The 19,435-nt window shown below is 34.5% G+C and carries 20 protein-coding genes and 2 tRNA genes; 4 read left to right on the top strand and 18 right to left on the bottom strand.

Annotated elements, in window-relative coordinates:
* Nucleotides 1-2: 2 nt before the first annotated feature.
* The 18 genes from LQU94_RS02135 to polA form a co-directional block, all read right to left on the bottom strand.
* Nucleotides 3-482: a hypothetical protein gene (locus LQU94_RS02135; protein ID WP_230634802.1), complete on the bottom strand. Its 480-nt coding sequence runs from the start codon at nt 480-482 to the stop codon at nt 3-5.
* A 4-nt stretch (nt 483-486) separates the two neighbouring features.
* On the bottom strand, nt 487-1,320 hold the full coding sequence (mreC, locus tag LQU94_RS02130) for a rod shape-determining protein MreC (protein ID WP_230634800.1): 834 nt from the start codon (nt 1,318-1,320) through the stop codon (nt 487-489).
* Nucleotides 1,321-1,332: 12 nt separating this feature from the next.
* Nucleotides 1,333-2,058, bottom strand: coding sequence for a DNA repair protein RadC (radC, locus tag LQU94_RS02125; protein ID WP_230634798.1), 726 nt, complete (start codon nt 2,056-2,058; stop codon nt 1,333-1,335).
* Between the two features lie 2 nt (nt 2,059-2,060).
* Nucleotides 2,061-2,621, bottom strand: a complete 561-nt coding sequence (locus LQU94_RS02120) for a nucleoside triphosphate pyrophosphatase (RefSeq protein ID WP_230634795.1) — start codon at nt 2,619-2,621, stop codon at nt 2,061-2,063.
* The gene (locus tag LQU94_RS02115; RefSeq protein ID WP_230634793.1) at nt 2,618-3,142 is read right to left on the bottom strand and encodes a Gx transporter family protein; all 525 of its coding nucleotides are present in this window, start codon (nt 3,140-3,142) and stop codon (nt 2,618-2,620) included. Before LQU94_RS02115 ends, LQU94_RS02120 begins: the two co-directional genes overlap by 4 nt.
* 2 nt (nt 3,143-3,144) lie before the next feature.
* Nucleotides 3,145-3,528: a NusG domain II-containing protein gene (locus LQU94_RS02110; protein ID WP_230634791.1), complete on the bottom strand. Its 384-nt coding sequence runs from the start codon at nt 3,526-3,528 to the stop codon at nt 3,145-3,147.
* A gap of 119 nt (nt 3,529-3,647) precedes the next feature.
* Nucleotides 3,648-4,535 carry an RnfABCDGE type electron transport complex subunit B gene (locus LQU94_RS02105; protein WP_230634789.1) on the bottom strand — a complete coding sequence of 296 codons (888 nt, stop codon included), beginning with the start codon at nt 4,533-4,535 and terminating at the stop codon, nt 3,648-3,650.
* Between the two features lie 12 nt (nt 4,536-4,547).
* Entirely contained in the window at nt 4,548-5,123 is a 576-nt protein-coding gene (gene rsxA, locus LQU94_RS02100) for an electron transport complex subunit RsxA (protein ID WP_255702367.1), read from the bottom strand.
* An 11-nt stretch (nt 5,124-5,134) separates the two neighbouring features.
* Nucleotides 5,135-5,731 carry an electron transport complex subunit RsxE gene (gene rsxE, locus LQU94_RS02095; RefSeq protein WP_230634785.1) on the bottom strand — a complete coding sequence of 199 codons (597 nt, stop codon included), beginning with the start codon at nt 5,729-5,731 and terminating at the stop codon, nt 5,135-5,137.
* 15 nt (nt 5,732-5,746) lie between these two features.
* Nucleotides 5,747-6,328 (bottom strand): RnfABCDGE type electron transport complex subunit G, encoded by a 582-nt coding sequence (locus tag LQU94_RS02090; RefSeq protein WP_230634783.1) that lies wholly within the window; start codon nt 6,326-6,328, stop codon nt 5,747-5,749.
* The gene (locus tag LQU94_RS02085) at nt 6,329-7,294 is read right to left on the bottom strand and encodes an RnfABCDGE type electron transport complex subunit D (protein ID WP_370631498.1); all 966 of its coding nucleotides are present in this window, start codon (nt 7,292-7,294) and stop codon (nt 6,329-6,331) included.
* 11 nt (nt 7,295-7,305) lie between these two features.
* Nucleotides 7,306-8,637 carry an electron transport complex subunit RsxC gene (gene rsxC, locus LQU94_RS02080; RefSeq protein WP_230634781.1) on the bottom strand — a complete coding sequence of 444 codons (1,332 nt, stop codon included), beginning with the start codon at nt 8,635-8,637 and terminating at the stop codon, nt 7,306-7,308.
* Nucleotides 8,638-9,178: 541 nt separating this feature from the next.
* Nucleotides 9,179-10,015, bottom strand: a complete 837-nt coding sequence (locus tag LQU94_RS02075) for a PepSY domain-containing protein (protein ID WP_230634779.1) — start codon at nt 10,013-10,015, stop codon at nt 9,179-9,181.
* 453 nt (nt 10,016-10,468) lie between these two features.
* A complete protein-coding gene (locus tag LQU94_RS02070; RefSeq protein WP_230634777.1) occupies nt 10,469-10,999 on the bottom strand; it encodes a hypothetical protein in 531 nt (176 codons plus the stop codon).
* A gap of 274 nt (nt 11,000-11,273) precedes the next feature.
* Nucleotides 11,274-11,360, bottom strand: a tRNA-Leu gene (locus tag LQU94_RS02065).
* A gap of 5 nt (nt 11,361-11,365) precedes the next feature.
* A complete protein-coding gene (locus LQU94_RS02060; protein ID WP_230634775.1) occupies nt 11,366-13,006 on the bottom strand; it encodes a peptide ABC transporter substrate-binding protein in 1,641 nt (546 codons plus the stop codon).
* Nucleotides 12,993-13,619: a dephospho-CoA kinase gene (gene coaE, locus LQU94_RS02055; RefSeq protein WP_230634773.1), complete on the bottom strand. Its 627-nt coding sequence runs from the start codon at nt 13,617-13,619 to the stop codon at nt 12,993-12,995. Before coaE ends, LQU94_RS02060 begins: the two co-directional genes overlap by 14 nt.
* On the bottom strand, nt 13,606-16,254 hold the full coding sequence (polA, locus tag LQU94_RS02050; RefSeq protein ID WP_230634771.1) for a DNA polymerase I: 2,649 nt from the start codon (nt 16,252-16,254) through the stop codon (nt 13,606-13,608). Before polA ends, coaE begins: the two co-directional genes overlap by 14 nt.
* 151 nt (nt 16,255-16,405) lie before the next feature.
* On the opposite strand from polA, the gene LQU94_RS02045 reads away from it, so the two are divergent.
* The 4 genes from LQU94_RS02045 (at nt 16,406) to LQU94_RS02030 (ending at nt 19,306) form a co-directional block, all read left to right on the top strand.
* Nucleotides 16,406-16,492: transfer RNA gene (locus LQU94_RS02045), tRNA-Leu, on the top strand.
* Between the two features lie 230 nt (nt 16,493-16,722).
* Nucleotides 16,723-17,667, top strand: coding sequence for a site-specific integrase (locus LQU94_RS02040; protein ID WP_230634769.1), 945 nt, complete (start codon nt 16,723-16,725; stop codon nt 17,665-17,667).
* A 17-nt stretch (nt 17,668-17,684) separates the two neighbouring features.
* On the top strand, nt 17,685-17,951 hold the full coding sequence (locus LQU94_RS02035; protein WP_230634767.1) for a hypothetical protein: 267 nt from the start codon (nt 17,685-17,687) through the stop codon (nt 17,949-17,951).
* 662 nt (nt 17,952-18,613) lie between these two features.
* The gene (locus LQU94_RS02030) at nt 18,614-19,306 is read left to right on the top strand and encodes a hypothetical protein (protein ID WP_230634765.1); all 693 of its coding nucleotides are present in this window, start codon (nt 18,614-18,616) and stop codon (nt 19,304-19,306) included.
* Nucleotides 19,307-19,435: the final 129 nt, after the last annotated feature.

Here is a 19,435-nt window from a genome sequence, read left to right as displayed (position 1 = left end):
AATTACCTTTCTAAATACAAACTTCTTGTATCGAAGATTCGGTCATATATCAAAAATAAAATGAATCCCGTTACAATTCCTGTCGCAATGGAATGAGAAACATCGAAAACAAAATGACCTCTAAACAATAGCAGATATATTCCCGAAAAAAGAGACTGAGCCAACAGTATCCCAATACTCATTAAAAAAGTCGCCAAAGGAGAGGAAAAAAGCTTCAATTTATTGCTAAAGTAAATCAAAAAATATAAAAATACCTCTACCGCTACATAAAACCCTAAATAGGGAGCAACAAAAATGTCCATAAATATACCTACAAAAATGGCATAAATAATTCCATAGGGAATCTTTTTTATTACAAAATAAAAAAATACCATAAAAAATACATCCACCCAGCCAATAAGAGGAATGGTCCAACGAATGGGATGAATAAAGTAAAAAGGTAAGATGAGTAGAATCAAAAAATACAATAGTTTTTTCACCATAAAATCACTCCGTTATTACGAATACAGTATAGAGTTTGTGAAAATTTACAACGGGTACTATACGTATGTTTTTAATCATTTTGTCCTCATCCGTGTTTACTCTATCTACTCTTCCAATATAAATATCTTTTGCATAGACATCGCCAATTCCTGAGGTATATACTTCATCTCCTTGTACAATATCTCCATTCATATCGAAAGCATATCCGGATAAAGAATTGTTTTCTGCTTTTACAATCCCACCTTCTGAATTTCGAACGGTTCGGAATCCAACGGCTGAACCTTCTTCAATGATTGTACTTACTTTCGCCCAATGATTGGATGTTTTTACAACTTTTCCCACAAGCCCCTCAATGGCAACATCTTGTCCACTTTCTGAAGCAATTACAACTGTATCCCCTATTTTTACTCCTTCTTTTTCGCCCTTATCAATAGAAAAGTAGCGGAAATAGGTTCCCTCCGATTTTCCGATTACTCTTGCCTGCAAAAATTTCTTATCGGAATTATTAATCATAGTAAATTCATTCATTAGCTGAGGAGAGCGAGCAATAATATCTTTAAGATTTCGATTTTCCTCTTCCAGTTCCATTAGTTTTTGCTTCATTTCTCGATTGTCTTTTGATAGATTTCCTACGTTTCCAATGGAAATAAGCCCATCTGCAATATATGTAGTTCCTGACCCTAAACTTCTTTGGATTGGACTAAAAATTTCGGCAAGGGATGTTTCCACAAATTCTAAACTTCTATGACCTATATTTGTAAACCCTAGAAACAAAAACACTAAAATAAAAGCAATACTAAAAATCCATTGCTTTTTTAATTTCTTTAATTTATCCATTCATTGGCCTTTCTATAATAAATCTTTTTCTAAAAAACTAAAATACACATTATCTCCAATGATAATATGGTCAACAACAGAAATCCCTAATATTTTCCCCGCTTCTCTCAATCGATCCGTTAAACGCAAATCTTCCTTTGATGGAGTGACAATCCCCGTTGGATGATTGTGCAACAATATAAGAGAATGGCTCTGTCTTGCAATGGCTTTCGAAAATACTTCTCTTGGATGAACGATGGCAGAGTCTACCGTACCTTTGGAAATTCGATCCACAAATTGAATTCTTTTTTTTACGTCTAATCCTACAACATAAAACATTTCAATGGGCAAAAAACGCATCTCCGACATAAATATACGAACTGCATCTGCAGGACTTGTTATACTTGTAAATTCTGTAGCAGATCCCTTTCCAATTCTCTTAGAAATCTCCACCATCGCTATAAGTTCACAAGCCTTTGCGGGGCCAATCCCCTTAATCTGATGAAACTCATCTAGCGTCGCATGAATTAAGGCAGGTAGCCCTGAATAATTATAATTTAATTCACTAATTTCAGACAAAAGCCTGCGAGACATTTCCAATACGGTTTCCTCTTTTGTACCGGTCCTTAATAAAATAGCTAAAAGTTCCTCATCAGATAAACTTTCTGGGCCTTTTAACATCAATTTTTCCCTAGGGCGCAACTCTTGAGAGAAATCCTTCATTGTTTTTCGTTTTTCTAAGCCATTGAAGCGTTCCATGGTTATACTCCTATATTTTGAAAATAGCTCTTTATATATGCAATAGGCAATCCAATTACATTTTCTAACTCGCCCGTATATCCTTTAACCAATTTTTCTCCATACCCTTGAATGCCGTAAGCACCGGCTTTATCTATATATTCCCCTGTATCCAAATAGGCTTCCACTTCTTCTTCTGTCAAAGAATAAAATGTGACCAGGGTTTCTACGCAATCTACCACTTTATCTTCCTTAGAAAAAATTGCAATTCCCGAAATCACTCTATGGGTACGACCACTTAATAAGCGGAGCATTTCTTTCGCTTCTTCGCGATTTTTAGGTTTCCCCAAAATTTTATCTTCATAAACTACAATTGTGTCGCTTCCTATTACAATTTTTTCTTGTTCTTCTGAAAAAATCGAATACGCCTTTCCATAAGCCGATGCCATCGCACAAATTCTTGGATCCAAACATTGGATTTCTTCTTCATTGAATTTTGGAGCCTGAATCTGAAATTCTTCTACACATCTTTTCAAAAGCTCTTTTCTTCTTGGAGAAGTGGACGCTAAAATAATTTCCTTCAAAATTCCATCCTCCCTCTAAAACCAATTTTTTCCATTTGCTGAATCAATATTTTTGAGGCAATCCCTACAAATATACCAGTAAAAATCCCTAAAACCAATAAAAGAGGCAAATAAGAAAAAATTCCTATATTCTGTACAATGAAGTAGGCTACCGTTACTTGCCCTATATTATGAAATAAAGACCCTACTAGACTGACGCCGATTAAAGAAAATCCTCGTACTTTATAGGCAAAAAGGGACATAAAAATAGAAGACAAGAAAGCGCCTGCAAAACTATAGAAAAAACTCATCACATTGCCTGTAACAAGCATTAACAAAACGGATTTCAATAGAGCAACCGTAATCCCTTCCTTCCATCCAAAAACAACAATGGAAGTCAATATCACAATGTTGGATAATCCCAAACGTGCTCCTGGCATAGCAATTGGTAAGGGAATGCTATTTTCAATAAATCCGATGGCAACACCTATGGCAACAAGTAAACTAAGGAAAATTTGTTTTCGTAACTTCGTATTTCTCATAATTACCTCAACATAACATCCAAATCATCATCTGCTGTTTCTGATTTAATCTCAACAATTACACGATGAGGTAAACAAACGATCATTTCCCCTGTATCTTTTATTGGAGCCATATTAATACAGATTTGATCTGGGCAATCTGCTTCAATCATAGAAACACCTTCTTCCGTAATTTTTACATAATTGGTTCCCCCAACACCTTCGATCTTAATTTTCTTCCCAAAGGAATTTTTATCCCAATTTATATGCTGTGTTTCTTTTCCATTTACTTGAATACTTATATATTTATCTGCTGCTTTAGATTTTGTGGGCATCATAAAAGGAATTCCCACTCCTAATGCAACTAGTAAAACAATCGCTATTACAATTAAATCTTTTTTCTTCATAGTTCCCCCTATTTCTCAGATTCATTCTTCATTATACCATATTCCAAAATAGGATTCATAAATTCAAAGAAAATGGGTACAAAAAAACCTTAGATCCAAAGACCTAAGGTTTTTGTTATTTAAGCGTTTGTTTTTTGAGCCGCTGCTTCTTTTGCCGCTTTCGCTTTTGCTTCTTTCGCTAAACGATCTTTTTCTTTCATTTTTTCTAAACGCTCTTTGTAATCAACATCAATGGCTCCAGTTGGACACTTAGAAGCACAAATACCACAGTTGATACATTTTTCATAATCGATTTTAGCCAAATTATCTGTAACGTGAATTGCATCTTTTGGACAGCTTTTTTCACAAATACCACAAGCAATACATCCTACACTACAGTTTGCACGAACAACTTTACCAGCATCATGTGTAGAACATTTTACCTCTGTTTGTTGTTTGTATGGCATTAAACCAATAATATTTTTAGGGCAAATATCAATACATTTACGACAAGCTACACATTTTTCTTTGTCTACAACAGCCACCCCGTTTACTACATGAATTGCGTCAAACTCACATGCAGCAACACAAGTACCGCCACCTAGACAACCAGAAGAACAACTTTTTGCTCCTTGTGCAAAGTCTCCCATTAGACGACAGTCAACCAAACCATTGTATTGGAATTTGTCTTTTGCCGCATCGCAAGTACCTTGACAACGAACAACCGCTACTTCTTTTTCCATTTCACCAGCGTTTACTCCCATAATAGAAGCAACTTCTTGTGCAACCTCTTGTCCACCAATAGCACAACCATTTGCAGGTGCGCTACCTGCAGCAATGGCATTTGCCAATCCTTCACATCCTGGGAATCCACAAGCACCACAGTTCGCACCTGGTAGGGCATCTAAAACTTGAGCTACTCTAGGGTCCATCTCTACGAAGAACACTTTTGCTGCTACTGCTAAAACAACTCCGAATACAAGGCCCATAACTCCAAGTATAAGTGTTGCAAATAGAATATTATCCATATATCTCGCCTCCTATACTAGGCCTTGGAAGCCATAAAATGCAATTGCCATTAATCCAGCGCTCATCAATGCAATAGGAACGCCTTGCAATGGTTTTGGAACAGGTACAATTTCAAGTCTTTCACGTAAAGCACTAAGTAAAATCAATGCCAAAGTGAAACCTAGAGAAGCACCCAATCCACTAAATAATGTTTCAATGAAATTGTATTCATTTTGAATGTTAAGTACAGTTACACCTAATACCATACAGTTTGTAGTAATCAATGGTAAGTAAACACCCATTGCATTGTATAATGCAGGAGATGATTTTTTGATGAACATTTCTACAAATTGCACCAAAGATGCAATTACGAGAATGAATACAATTGTTTGTAAATATTGAAGTCCTAATGGATTCAATACGAAAGTTTGAAGTAACCAAGTAACTGCAGAAGCAATTACTACTACAAATGTTACGGCCACACCCATACCAACCGCTGTTTCCGTTTTGGAAGAAACTCCTAAGAAAGGACAAATCCCCAAGAACTGAGCGAAAATATAGTTGTTAACCAAAATAGTTGAAATAAGTATCGTTAAAATATTTTCCATCACTTAGCCTCCTAGTTTGCTCTTTTTTTCATAAAGCCACGGAATCCAGCGATAAGAAGTCCTAGAAGCATAAATGCTCCAGCAGGAGATACTAAAAATCCAATTCCAGGATAGCTTTCAGGGAAAATTTGCATTCCCAATAAAGATCCAGAGCCAAATAATTCACGGATAAAGCCCATTGCGATAACTGCTAAACTGTATCCAACGCCTGACCCAATTCCTTGTACAAGCGATGGAATTACTTTATTTTCATAAGCAAATCCCTCTGCTCCACCAAGAATCAAGCAGTTTACTACGATCAATGGAAGGAAAATACCTAATGCAGAGTAGATTGCTGGAACGTAAGCATGTAGAATCATTTCTACTAATGTTACGAATGTTGCAATTACAACGATAAACGCTGGGATACGAATTTTATCAGGAATTACCTTTCTTAATAAAGAAACTACTGCATTTGACATCATAGCTACAAAAGTTACCGCAGCACCCATTGCAATACTATTTGTCAAAGTATTTGTTACGGCCAACACAGAACACAAACCAATCAATTGCATAAAAATTGGATTGTTCTTTAGAATACTACTGCTAAAAACTTTAGATAAACTCATTTAGAACCCTCCTTTTTATTGTGCACTGATTGTGTCGTATTCAACCAACACAGAGTTTAACGCATCCAATACCGCAGAAGTAGAAACTGTTGCACCGCTAATTAATGGAGCTTCATTTTCATTTGCTGCCTCTTGAGATCCTACTAATTCTCCACCAGAGAAGTTTTTGCCTGCAAATTTTTCATAATAAGTCGGTTCAGTAATTTTTGTACCGATACCTGGTGTTTCTGCATTTTGGATATTTCTAAAACCAGCAATGGTTTTATCGTTTAATAGACCCACTGCATTTTGCATTTGTCCACCATATCCATATGCGTAGAAGTTCACACCGTATCCTACAACTTCTCCACCTTTTTTCGCTACGAAAATATCAGCAATTTGTGGATATTGTTCCATTAAAGATGCTTTTTTTGCATCTTCCATTGGCTCAAAATCATCTGCTAAATCTCCATAGATATCTACATATGCTTCTACTGATTTTTGGAATTCTGCTTCTGCAATAACAGGAGATGTAAACCCATTAACAGCAGCTAAGATAGCTCCTGCAGCCGCAGAAAATATTAATAAAACTAAACCTAGACGAAGATATTCTTTCATTTATTTCGCCTCCCCGTATGCTTCTGTTTTTGTCAAACGGTCAATCAAAGGTGAAGCAACATTCATTAGCAAAATAGAATAAGATACACCTTCAGCCATCGAACCTTTTGTACGAATAACTGCAGTTAAAAGACCACAACCAATGGCAAAAATAATTTTACCTTTTTTATTTGCTGGTGTTGAACTATAGTCAGTTGCCATAAAGAAAGCACCTAAGAATAAACCACCACCAAGAACTTCATAAGGAAGAAGATCTGTTGGAATTCCCAAAATCAAACAGAAAATAGCTGTTACTATAACGTAGATTACTGGAGTTTTCCAATCAATTACTTTACGAATAATTAAGTACAATGCACCAATTAATAATAGTAGAGCAGAAGTTTCACCAATTACCCCACCGATGTCACCAATAAACATACGGCTTAAAGAAGGCAATGCAGATAAATCTCCCCCTTGTTTGATAATGCTCAATGGAGTCGCTGCTGCAATTCCATCAGGATTTGTATAAGCAGTCATCAATCCTGGCCAAGAAGCCATACACATAGCACGAGCTGCCAAAGCAGGATTCACAAAGTTACCACCAATACCACCAAAACATTCTTTTACTAAAACAATCGCAAAAACTGCACCGATAGCTACAACGTACCAAGGTACGCCAGCAGGCATATTCATTGCCAATAAAATACCAGTAACAACAGCAGATAAATCTCCCACTTGAATTGGTTTTTTTGTCAACTTTTGGAAGATATATTCACTAGCTACACAACATACAATACTAATTAGATAAATCCAAACAGCGCTCATACCAAAGAAATACACACTACCAGCAATAGCAGGGATTAACGCAATAATCACATCGCGCATAATCTTTGTTACTGTATCGTTAGAGCGAATATGAGGAGCCAATTGGACAAAATGGCCATCACCTTGTAAGGCCATGGATTGATTCACTTGATTCTTTTCCACAATAGTCCCTCCTATTTTTTCGTAGCGAATGCACGTACTTCACGTTTTGCAAGTTTCAAAGATTCACTTAAATAACGTTTAGCAGGACAAACGAAACTACAGATACCACATTCCATACATTGATCTGCATGATATTCTTGACACAAATCAACACGATTTCTCTTAATCGCCGCATTGATTTTTGTTGGATTAATGTTCGCTGGGCAATGATCTACACAACGACTACATTGAATACATGGAGATTCCACTTTTTCTTGAATTTCAACATCAGTGAATACAAGAATACCAGATGTGGTTTTCGTAATAGGAGCATCTAAGTTAAATACAGACTTACCAGTCATAGGACCACCACAAATGATTTCAATGGTGTTATCTTTTACTCCACCACAGAATTCTAGGATATCACGAACTGGAGTACCAATACGTACTGCAATATTCTTAGGCTCAACAATTCCTGAACCAGAAACAGTGATAATACGTTCATAAGAAGGAATTCCCTTAGTAATCAAATCGTAGTATGCTTTCGCAGTCGCTACATTTGTTAAGAATACCCCTACATCATTTGTAACCCCATTTTGAGGAACAATTCTACCAACAACTGCCTCTGATTGACGCTTACTATCCCCTTGAGGATATTTTGTCTTCATTGTAGCTACTTTCAAGCCTTTGTATTCATTTGCTACCATTTGATTTAACTTTTCAATAGCATCTGGCTTGTTTTCCTCAATTGCAACATAGGCCTCTTCGGTATTGTATAAGTCCGCAAATAAACGTAAAGAGCCCAACAATTCATCGCTTTGTTCTAACATCAAACGATGGTCGCAAGTTAAAAATGGTTCACACTCTGCCCCATTCAAAATAACTACATCAAGTACAGGATCTACACCTTTTAATTTTGCGTGTAATGGGAATCCTGCCCCACCCATACCAACAATACCTGCATTTTTAACAAGTGTCATGATCTCATCAATCGATAGATCTTTGTAATTGTCGATTGGTTTAATGCTTGGATCTAACTCGTCTTTTCCATCAGATTCAATCACTACCATATCTGCAAAACGAGAATCCGCTGCAAATCCTTTTTCGATTCCAACTACAGTTCCTGAAACACTACTATGTACGGCAGCAGATACAAAAGCCTCCGTATTACCTACAATTTGGCCTACATAAACATGATCCCCAACACTTACAGTTGGTTGACATGGAGCTCCGATATGTTGACTCATTGGAATACGAACCAACTTTGGAGTAGGCATCTTTTCAATTGCAATCCCTTCCGTGGCTTCCTTGTGTTCATCAAAATGAACGCCGCCCACAGAGAATGTGAGATTAGTTTTTGCCATTCTTTCACCCCTTGCATGCATTTAAAACACAGTTATCCTGTCTTCAATAGGCAAGCGTTTTATTGATAACGCGCAATTAGGAGCTTACTTCTATAAGCTCCGAAATCCATTGAAGAATATAACAGGTTCCTTCCTTACCTACTATAGCAAAATAGAGAGAAAAAATCTACATGTGGAATCGATATGTGAAAATTTTCCTCATTTTCCCAATGTATATTAAACACAATGTATATTCTTTCCCTTATTTATGATAATCGCTTTCATTTATTTGGATTTTCAGCAAATTTTACCGAATTTAATATTTTATATACATTTTTTTGAAATACAATTTAGAATATTTTTTGATATAACGTTCTTAGTATTTTTTCATTCCTTTTCCTTTATTTAATAACGATTCTTTTCTACAATTTCTTTTCTTCGTGCAACTTTGTTTTATTGGAGTCATATTTTATGAATTTATACAACCTTATACTAAAATAAAAAATGCTCCCATTTCATCGAATTAATGGAAACATTTTTATAGAGCTAACCTTTATAATTTTTAAGAAGCATAAGCATCTCCACCGACTACTTCCCCATCATACGCATCAACATATACGAACACATCGTGTATTTGTACTTCATAAACTAAATGAACTACATCTGGTTCTATTTTTCCCACTTCTGTTGTATCCACCTTAGAATATTCTGGCATATGAGCCAAGAAATTATTTGATTTTTCTACATCAAGGATTGCTGTTGTCTCCTCTTTCGCACGTTCTAGAATATCTTCAGATACAACCTCTTCAGCAATTTTTATAGCTTCTTCCTCGCTAATCTTTGGTGGTTCTGTTATATCAAATTCTTTTCGAATATTATAGCCTATAACAGCATTCCTAATATTATCAAAATCTATAGAAACACACATATACGGATTGAAAATTTTTGCTGGATTTTCCTTAGAAAAATCGTATTTTAGATACGATCTAGTTAAATATCCCTGCTTCTCTTGATCAAACTCAGAGGGAACGTATTTATCTCGAATGAAATCAACATAATCTCTCTTAGGAAAAGGAACCTCTTCTTCATTTATATCCTTCCATTCGTTATTTATCGTAGCATCAATAACATTACTATTTTCATCAAATAAATATTCGTCTCCACTTTCAAATTTTAAAACAACACTTCCATCCTTATTTCTCACAGCCATTTCTTTCAATTTTTCAAGAGGGACTTCCTCTCCTTGAAAATCCTTAATCGTAGTGCCAATTTTTTGAAAATCAACTTCTTTTGGTTTATCGATAACTTTTTCAGGAGTTTTTGAACATGCTATCAAGAAAAAGAAAAGACTCAGAAAAATACCAAATAGGATTGAATACTTTTTTTTATTACTAAACATCTTGATCTCCTTGAACCTTTCCGGTTATATTTTTATCTCCCTAAAAACGAACTGCTTGATAACCTTCTTAAACATTATAAGCCTTTACCGCGTTTTCATAAAATCCTCGGTTTGGATAGGCTACGACCGACTTTTTTAATTTACCTATATAATTGTGCATCCTACCTAAATTCACTTTTTGAAACCGTCCGACAAATATTGTTTCACTAGAATAAGAATAGCACATTTTTAGAAAAAGAGCGACATGAAAGAGGCTGTTTATCCTCTATATTCATTGTTTTTCTAACGATGAATTCGAAGTTTGCTTTGCTCCATGAATTCGATCAAATCCTTTTGAAGCATGAAGACAATATTCTATTTAATAAATCTTATACAAAGGAAAATTTTTTATCCTCCTTTTTCTTTTATACAAGATATTTATGTAAGCGAAATAAGCTTGTCGCTTATTGCCCCTCATTCTTTGTCATAATCATTATAAATAGTCTCAAGTGTTCTAAGATCTGTTATAGACCATTTTTTATAATAATTGTCGTATTCATCCAATGGCCTTTCTGCCCGAACTCTATAGCTGTTAAAATTATATCTTTCTTCCGTTTCCAATCGAAATGTGGGAGCGTCGTCCTTAGAAATCGATTCATTTAAGAAAATATTGACTTGGAAGCTATCTGCATATCTTTCTTCATTCCAATAACTGTTTCCCATCTTCTTTATTTCAGAATAAGGAAAAAAGCTTGCTACATCTTCTTTTAAGACGATTAATTCCTCTTTTGTCATCTCCTCCTTCCCTATAGAAAAAGCAATATCAAAAATTGTACCATACATGCTATATTTTACGTCTTTAATCTCAGGATATTTTTCCATGATTTCATTTTTAAACGTCATCATCCTTTCATTGTAATAAGCTTTCGGCCCATATGTATTCCACAAATAGAAGCCAAGAACCCCTATAAAGATAACCAAAATAAACACAAAAATTTTTTTCATAATATTCTCCTATTTTGACTTTAGACTTTTATACTTTTTTCTCCTCATTTCCCTAAATATACTTATAAATCTGAAGACTGTATTTTATTTCCATCCTAAAACGGCTGTAAACGGCTTAAAATAGCGTAATTTAATTTCCCTCTTAGGAAAACTCAAACAGGAAAAAAACGGGGACTTAGTATAAATAAACGTGAATAGACGTTAATAAACGAAAAACGCCTATCGCTGAAACCCTGTAAATTACAGTAAACAACGATAGACGTTAATATACGATTGGTGCGGAGGATGGGACTTGAACCCACACGTACATTCATACACATGCCCCTCAAACATGCCTGTCTGCCGATTCCAGCACCTCCGCTTGTATTACGAGGACAGTGAAATATTTGGAACACCTCGGAATACGTTGTAAACCGTTGGATTTAGCTCTTCATCAATTTTTTCGCTTTTTATAAGAACCCGTTGCTTATAAAATAACGGAACCAACGGCGCATCATCAAAAAAGATTTCGTTCATTTGATTTCGTAATTCTTTTTGTTTTTCCGAATTATTTTTCAAAGCGTATTGATTTAATAAAGCATCCATTTCGCTATTTCCATAACGGCTTAAATTCATAACTCCTATTCCATTGGAATGCAAAAGAGCTGCAAAATCAGGGATAGAGGAAAATTGAACTCCATAAAGAGCCATCTGATAATTTCCATTGATAACAGATGCTCCTATTTCTTCTTCTACCGAAGGCGATAATTCACAGCGAATTCCAATATTTCTCAAATCACTTATGATAAATTCCGCTTCGGTTCGGCGAAGATAATTTTCCGTATTCGTAACCATTTGAATGGCGAGGCGTTCTCCTGAAGGAAACTCTAACCACCCGTCATTGTTACTATCTTTGAACCCTGCTTCTCGAAGTATTTCACTTGATCTCTCGGAATCATAGTATACCTCTTCTGAAGACAAAAGTCCATAGCTATTTTTTTCATTGATGATTGTATCTACGGCCTGGGCTTGAGATAAATAGAGGCTATCGATTATCCTTCTTCGATTGATTCCTTTTGCAATGGCTTGTCTCAGAGCTTTTCCTTGTTGTCCCGAAAAAATTTCTGCTTGCATATTAAAACTAATTATCTCTAAATCGTTGCTTCCATAACTTTCCAAACCAATATTGGAATTGGAACGATAAGAATCCCAGGTATAATCGTCCATCATCATTAAATCCAATTGCCCTGCATCAAAGGCTTGTCGAATTTTTTCTTGATTCTCCATAATTTTCCCTGTGACTTGATTCAAATAAGGAACGTTTTGATGATAATTTACATTTCCTTTCAAGACAATCTCCTTGTTTGGTTCGTATTTTTCTAAAGTAAAGGGACCCGATACCAGAACTTTGAAATTTTCTGTACTAACCATATCATCCATTGTCATAAGATGGCTAGGAAGAATGGGAAAGGTTAAAATTTGCAATATATTTCCATAAGGCTTATCAAATTGAAAATCTACATTTCTATCATCAAATACAATAGCTCTGCCAAAATTTTCTATGGAAAATCCATTGGCTGTGGTGACGGCGTGTCTTAACAAATTATAGTAAGCAGAATCTTCTGGCAAAAATTTCAAAGCGTTAAAGGTATTGGCTACATCTTTTGCCGTTAATTTTGTACCGTCTTCCCAAAAGACATTGTCTCGAATGGTTACACTCACAGTGTATCCATCATTGCTCACCTGGTAGTGTTCAGCAATGGATGGAACGGTTTCTCCATTTTCTTCCATGGTAAAAAGCTGATCGTACATTAATTTTGAAAATTGAAAATAATCGTTGTTCTTTGTTAATAAGGGATTTAAAGTATCAAAATTCCGTAAGCCAATGGTAATTCCGCCTCCCAACCGAGGAGAGTTGTCCTTTACGTCTTCGGAGTTTACCGATTCTACGTTTACTCCTCCACCCCATTGGCATCCTGTTAATAGTAAACCCAAAAGAAAAACCATTATAAAACTATATTTCTTCACAAACCGTTTCCTCCAAAACCATCAAAGCATCATCTATTTGCTTTTTCAAAAGCTCAATTGTTCCGCTATTGTTGATTACAATATCGCTTCGTTCTCTCTTTTCCTCCATAGGCATCTGAGAGTTCATCTTTTCTTTGGCATATTCACAAGAGATCTTATCTCTTTCCATTAATCGTTTGATTCGAATGGAATCTTCCGTATCGATCAACCAAATTTCATGAAATTTTATAGGAAATTCTCCCGTTTTTTTCATCGTTTCAAACAATAGAGGAATGTCAAAAAAAACAATTTTTCCTTGGGCAGAATCCCCTTCTTCTTCCATTTTTTGAAAAATAAGAGGATGCAACAATTTGTTTAATGCTTCCCTTTTTTCTTCTTCTCTGAAAATTAAGGCGCCCATTTTTTCTCGGTCCAATCGCCCTTCTTTTATTATCTCTTCTCCAAAGAATTCACGAATCTTTTGTAACCCTTCAGAATTTGGTTCCACAACCTCTCGTGCAATCACATCTGCATCAATAACGGTATATCCCTTTTTCCGAATGTATTCTGTGGCTTGGCTTTTACCAGAGGCGATTCCTCCCGTAATTCCAACCCATCTTTTATTTTGTTTCATACCAAGTATCCCCCGTTGAAAGCTCGACCAAAACAGGAACATTTAGTGTCATGGCATTTTCCATGGTAGATTGCAAAAGTTTCTTTACTTCCTCAAGTTCATTTTCTTCTGTTTCAATAATTAATTCATCGTGAACTTGCAAAATTAATTTGGAACGATAGTTTCCTTCTTTTAACTTTTTATAAACTTGCACCATGGCCAATTTAATCATATCGGCTGCCGTGCCTTGAATGGGCATATTCAAGGCGATTCGCTCTCCAAAAGAGCGGATACTAAAGTTCTTGGCTGCCAATTCTGGAATATATCGTCTACGATGGAACAAAGTTTCTACGTAGCCTTGTTCTTTTCCTACTTCCACAATTTCCTTCATAAAAGTATGAACGCCATCAAATTTTTCTAAATAATTATCGATATATTCTTTGGCTTCTTTTCTAGAAATGTTCAAATCTTGGGATAAACCATAATCACTGATTCCATAAACAATCCCAAAATTTACGGCTTTGGCACGAGAACGCATAAGAGAAGATACCTCCTCTTTCTCTACATGGAATACTTGAGATGCCGTTGTTCTATGAATGTCCTCTTCCTCATTAAATGCCTTTTTCATAACTTCATCATCTGAAATATGGGCCAAAATACGCAACTCAATTTGAGAATAATCTGCATCTACATATTTCTTTCCTTCTCCTGCTGAAAAAGCCTTTCGAATGCTTCGGCCTACTTCCGTTTTTATCGGAATATTTTGCAAATTGGGTTCGGTACTTGAAATCCGACCCGTCGCAGCAACAGTTTGTTGGAAAATAGAATGCACCTTCCCATCTAGAGGATTTACAGCCTTTTTCAAACCTTCAATGTAAGTGGAATTGATTTTAGATAATTGTCGATATAACAAGATCATATCGATGATGGGGCTTTCTTCTCGCAATTTTTCCAAAACTTCTACGCTAGTGCTATAGCCTGTTTTCGTCTTTTTAATCGGTGTAAGACCCATGTTTTCAAAAAGTACTACACCCAACTGCTTGGGGCTGTTCAGATTGAATTCCTCTCCTGAAATTTCATAAATTTCCTTTGTCAAACGATCAATTTCCTCTTGTAGAGAACTTCCGATTTCATCTAAAGTCTCTACATCTAAGCACATTCCTTCCAATTCCATAGAAGCAAGCACCTCAACCAAAGGCATTTCCATATCGTAAAACAAAGCTTCCATATTTAATTCTTTGATTTTTTCCTTTTGAGAAGAAACAATCGTAGGCAAATTTTTATGCACTCCATTTAGATAAGTGATAATCTCAGATTCTTCCAACTCAGCAATCTTTTTCTTGGATTTTCCTGACCCCAAATAATCTTCCAAATTCGCCGTATTTTTATTTCTATAGGTGTTGACTAAATAGCCCAAATCATAACTGGATTTTGTTGGATCCAATAAATATTCTGCAATGGAAGCATCATGGGAAAAGTTTTTTGGCTCCATTTCAAAATGCAATAAATACAATAGGTCGTTCTTCAAATCAATCCCACGCTTTTCAACGGTTTCCTCTTCCACCATTGGTTTTAAGGCGAGAATGTCTTCTTTTCCCTTTATTTTTATAACGTAAGCCTGGTTGGTTCCATTGGACAACAAGATATAATTTGGCAAAGAGCCTTCATAAATTTTACCATCTGATAAACTATGGATGTAAATTACTTTATCATCAGATAGCTTTTCTACCGCCTCTTTTATGTTGGCAAAACGAATCTCGTCCTCTTTTTCTTCTTCTATTACAATTTCTTCTTCTGGCAAACGAGAAAGTAGCGTAAAGAATTCATACTCCTTGAACATCTCTCGAAGAGCGTCTAAATCATATTCTTTTCGCAGCAAGTCCGGCATTTCATATTCCAAAGGAATGGAGGTAATAATTTCCCCCAATTTCCGACTCATAAAGGCTTGTACCTTATTCTCCAATAATTTTTCCTTGCGTTTTGCTCCAGAAATGGAGTCGATATTTTCATACACGCCTTCCAAAGTAGAATAGTCTTTCAATAAGGCAATTCCTGTCTTTTCGCCGATACCAGGAACCCCTGGAATATTATCTGAAGAATCCCCCATTAAGCCCTTTAAGTCGATCAATTGCAAGGGAGACAAGCCGTACTCCTTTTGGATTCTTTCCACATTGTATATTTCCAATTGAGTAATGCCCTTTTTGGTCATTAAGACAAAAATTCCATCCTCAACCAACTGATAATAATCTCGATCCCCCGTAAGTAAATAGGTCTCAATTCCCTCTTTTTGAGCCAAGCGAGAAAGACTTCCTGCTAAGTCATCTGCTTCATATTCTGGAGAATCCATTACAACAATATTCATTTTTTTCAAAATCTCCATTAAAATCGGCCATTGTTGATCCAATTCTGTGGGCATCTTTTGACGAGTTCCCTTATACTCCTTGTAAATTTCATGACGAAAAGTTCTCCCTTTCTGATCAAAACATATAGTCAGATAGTCTGGGTCAATTTTATCAATGGCATTTTCCATCATAGAGATAAAACCATAAACTGCGTTGGTGTATACGCCTCGTTTCGTCTTTAATAAAGGCAAGGCGTAAAAAGCACGAAAAAACAAACTACTACCATCTATTACAAGAAATTTTTTCTTTTCCATCCAATTCCTCAACTTTCCTATTTCATCATTACCTGTTATAATGTTCTTACTTACTATTGTAACAGTTCCAGAAGAATTCTGTTGAAGGAATTTCTTAAAAAAATACTTTACAAATATTTTATATAGTGTTATAGTAATAAGGTAGTGATTCGCCGAAGTGATGGAATTGGCAGACGTACTGGACTCAAAATCCAGCGGTGGCAACACCGTGCGGGTTCAAGTCCCGCCTTCGGCACCATGAAGAAAATCATTTCTAAGAAAAGTCTTGAAAGTTAGTTATATACTTGCTTTCAAGGCTTTTTTTGTTGTACTCTTAATGAAAAAAATGCAAGCAATGTTTGTGTTATCCGTATTTAACTATGTTAAATTCTAGTGATATGTTATGGCAGACGTAAGAAACTAACTACAGAAATCTAATAGTTCAAAACGTACGGAAAAGCAAACATATGAGAACAGAAAGGAGAGTACATGAAAAAAAGAATTGATGTTGATAGGTTTGACGATAAACAGAGAGAGTTTCTCAAACACAAACAAATTCAAGGAGTTGCAAACACAACCATACCTAACTATCTAAAGATGTTTAATAATATCTTAGAACGATTGGGAGAACCATTAAACTATAGCAATCAAAAGGATTTTGAAAATCAGATAGCAACCTACTTTATTCAGATTCAAGAATTAAATGGCGGTTATAATTCCTATCGTTCAAACTTTAATTGTTACTTTAATTGGTTAGAAGAAAAAGGATATATTAAAGTCAATCCGATTCATTCCTTGAAGATACCAAAGAAAAAAGATTTAGCACAACCAAGACCAGCAGAAGAAGAATCTATAAAAGAGATATTAGAAATAATAGACCTAAAATCTTTTACAGGCTTTAGAGATTATTGTTATATCCTATTAACCGTTGATACAGGCATAAGACCAGCAGAAAGCAGTAGAATTTATTGGAATTTAATTGATGATGTCAAGGGAACATTAACCATTACACCCGAGATAGGGAAATGCAAAAAAGGAAGAGTGTTACCCTTATCCCCTATTGTCTTAGAGAACCTAAAGAAACTAAAAAAAATCTATAAAGAATGTTGTTATGAATCTAAGTTTGTATTCTTAACAGAAACAGGAACACAATCCACAACAACAACCTTTCAAAGAAGATTAAAAAAGTATTCTGATGAAATCACAGGAAAGAAAGTAACACCTTATATGTTACGTCACTTTTTTGCTACAAGATACTTAGAGAACAACGGCAACCTTTTATATTTACAGTATTTAATGGGTCATGAAGATATAGAAATGACTAAGAAATATGTAGGAATCAATCAGACAGCAATAGGAATAGAACATTGTAAATGTTCCCCTTTAGGAAACATAGTACAACGTAATACTAGAGTAAGAAAACTATTTAAGTGAATAAGGAGATTTCAAAAATGGAAGAATTAAAATATATAAATAATTATGGGTATGAGTTTGAAGATGAAAAACAAATGATTTATGATGATATGTTGTTAACCGCCGAAAGATTAGTAGAATTAGAAAACAAAATAGATGAGTTTATTTTGTTTAGTTGTTCCCCCTATTCAGAATTGAAATATCTAAAAGTAAAAAATATCATTCATGAAATTCTAGAAGAAGTTGACGCAGATATTAGACAGGAAGATAAAAAGGTAGTATATTATGAAAACATGGATTTATAGAAATATAGCAAGAACATTAGAGAATGAATAATGAATTAAGAATAAATTAAAAGAGGGAAACAATTCCCTCTTTTTTTATTTCTCTATACAATTAAAACAACTAAAGGGAGTAACGTTTTGTTACCCCCTCTTATATTATGATGTCAATTGAATGGATTCCCAAAGTAAGAAACAGAAATGATGAAATAAAACAGACTTAAACAAATAATTATGTTTTCTTAACTCTTTTATCATAAAACCAAGCCTCAGAATCCATTCTAAGACGTTTTTATTATTTATTCGATTAATTCCATTACTTATATACAAAAATTCCTTAGAATTGATTATATGACGTCATAATGCTATTCCATATATTTATCCTATTTATTTATTAAAAATCCTTTCTTTTCTATAATATTATAACAGAACACAATCATTCCTTGATAATTCCTACCTATACCCTATTTATTTATTCTTTTCTATCCATTATCCTATAAATATATACACACTAATAAAAATATAGTGTCGGAAATTTTTGAAATTCTTTATATATATATAGAAAATCACAACTAAAAAAACAGAAAGTATTATACAAACCATACTAAGCTAGATAAAGAAAACGTTTTATGTTACAATAAGTGAAAATATTAAACATTAAATAAATTAAGAAAGGAAAAAAGAAAATGAAAAAGATAGGAATCGTATTATCCTTATTTAGTTTGTTGTTGATGACGTCATGTAATAATGAAGAAACAGGATTTGAATCAGATTTTATAAAAAGAGATGATGTGGAAATTATAAGTGAAAGTGAATGGCTTGATGAAGATGTAATTAAATCAGTTGGTATGAAAAAAATGGTCATAGAGGGAGATTACAATAAAGATGGCAAAGAAGATAATTTTAATGGTTGGGCATTAATTGCTTTGCAAGATGCCTATAAGAATGGATTAAAACCCCCTTCTTTAGTTGAAGGTACTTTAGGTACTATGGAGCTTGAGAATGAAAGTGATTATGATGTTTTGTCTTATATATTTACATTAAAGAACAATAAAAAACAGGAATACTCTGTTAGAACAGACGATATAGTGCCTAGAAAAACAACTGAACTTCTTCTTAATAAAGATATTACAGGAATAATAGATTTTGAATTTCCTCAAGAATCTAATTTCAATGAGATATCTATGACACAAAATGAAGAATTTATCATTTATGGAACTCATCATTTGCCTCATTATGATTATGGAATGTATCGTGATTCTCATTTTGCAAAAGGTAAAATATATGGGGTAAAAATACTCACAGAGATAAATGAAAATGGAGATAGACACAATAAGTTAAAAACAATGCAATTAAAAATTAAAAATACAGAGAACTAGATGATAAGCGGTAAAATCCGCTTATTTTTTTAATAAAAAATAAAATAAAATTACAATTAAAAAGTTGACAAAAAGTATTCATAAAGTTTAATAAAAGTTTTTACAAATATCTGTAAATATTTATATACC

The organism is Peptoniphilus sp. KCTC 25270, from assembly GCF_021012875.1.
Classification (GTDB): Bacteria; Bacillota; Clostridia; order Tissierellales; family Peptoniphilaceae; genus JAJMZJ01.
Note: the sequence above shows the minus strand (reverse complement) of the source record. Positions and strands in the feature narration are given on the sequence as shown.

What these genes read in the sequence shown, in the direction of transcription:
- LQU94_RS02135 (WP_230634802.1), bottom strand. Translation starts at nt 482, where the DNA reads ATGGTGAAAAAACTATTGTATTTTTTGATTCTACTCATCTTACCTTTT.
- mreC (WP_230634800.1), bottom strand. Translation starts at nt 1,320, where the DNA reads ATGGATAAATTAAAGAAATTAAAAAAGCAATGGATTTTTAGTATTGCT.
- radC (WP_230634798.1), bottom strand. Translation starts at nt 2,058, where the DNA reads ATGGAACGCTTCAATGGCTTAGAAAAACGAAAAACAATGAAGGATTTC.
- LQU94_RS02115 (WP_230634793.1), bottom strand. Translation starts at nt 3,142, where the DNA reads ATGAGAAATACGAAGTTACGAAAACAAATTTTCCTTAGTTTACTTGTT.
- LQU94_RS02110 (WP_230634791.1), bottom strand. Translation starts at nt 3,528, where the DNA reads ATGAAGAAAAAAGATTTAATTGTAATAGCGATTGTTTTACTAGTTGCA.
- LQU94_RS02105 (WP_230634789.1), bottom strand. Translation starts at nt 4,535, where the DNA reads ATGGATAATATTCTATTTGCAACACTTATACTTGGAGTTATGGGCCTT.
- rsxA (WP_255702367.1), bottom strand. Translation starts at nt 5,123, where the DNA reads ATGGAAAATATTTTAACGATACTTATTTCAACTATTTTGGTTAACAAC.
- rsxE (WP_230634785.1), bottom strand. Translation starts at nt 5,731, where the DNA reads ATGAGTTTATCTAAAGTTTTTAGCAGTAGTATTCTAAAGAACAATCCA.
- LQU94_RS02090 (WP_230634783.1), bottom strand. Translation starts at nt 6,328, where the DNA reads ATGAAAGAATATCTTCGTCTAGGTTTAGTTTTATTAATATTTTCTGCG.
- rsxC (WP_230634781.1), bottom strand. Translation starts at nt 8,637, where the DNA reads ATGGCAAAAACTAATCTCACATTCTCTGTGGGCGGCGTTCATTTTGAT.
- LQU94_RS02075 (WP_230634779.1), bottom strand. Translation starts at nt 10,015, where the DNA reads ATGTTTAGTAATAAAAAAAAGTATTCAATCCTATTTGGTATTTTTCTG.
- LQU94_RS02070 (WP_230634777.1), bottom strand. Translation starts at nt 10,999, where the DNA reads ATGAAAAAAATTTTTGTGTTTATTTTGGTTATCTTTATAGGGGTTCTT.
- coaE (WP_230634773.1), bottom strand. Translation starts at nt 13,619, where the DNA reads ATGAAACAAAATAAAAGATGGGTTGGAATTACGGGAGGAATCGCCTCT.
- polA (WP_230634771.1), bottom strand. Translation starts at nt 16,254, where the DNA reads ATGGAAAAGAAAAAATTTCTTGTAATAGATGGTAGTAGTTTGTTTTTT.
- LQU94_RS02040 (WP_230634769.1), top strand. Translation starts at nt 16,723, where the DNA reads ATGAAAAAAAGAATTGATGTTGATAGGTTTGACGATAAACAGAGAGAG.
- LQU94_RS02035 (WP_230634767.1), top strand. Translation starts at nt 17,685, where the DNA reads ATGGAAGAATTAAAATATATAAATAATTATGGGTATGAGTTTGAAGAT.
- LQU94_RS02030 (WP_230634765.1), top strand. Translation starts at nt 18,614, where the DNA reads ATGAAAAAGATAGGAATCGTATTATCCTTATTTAGTTTGTTGTTGATG.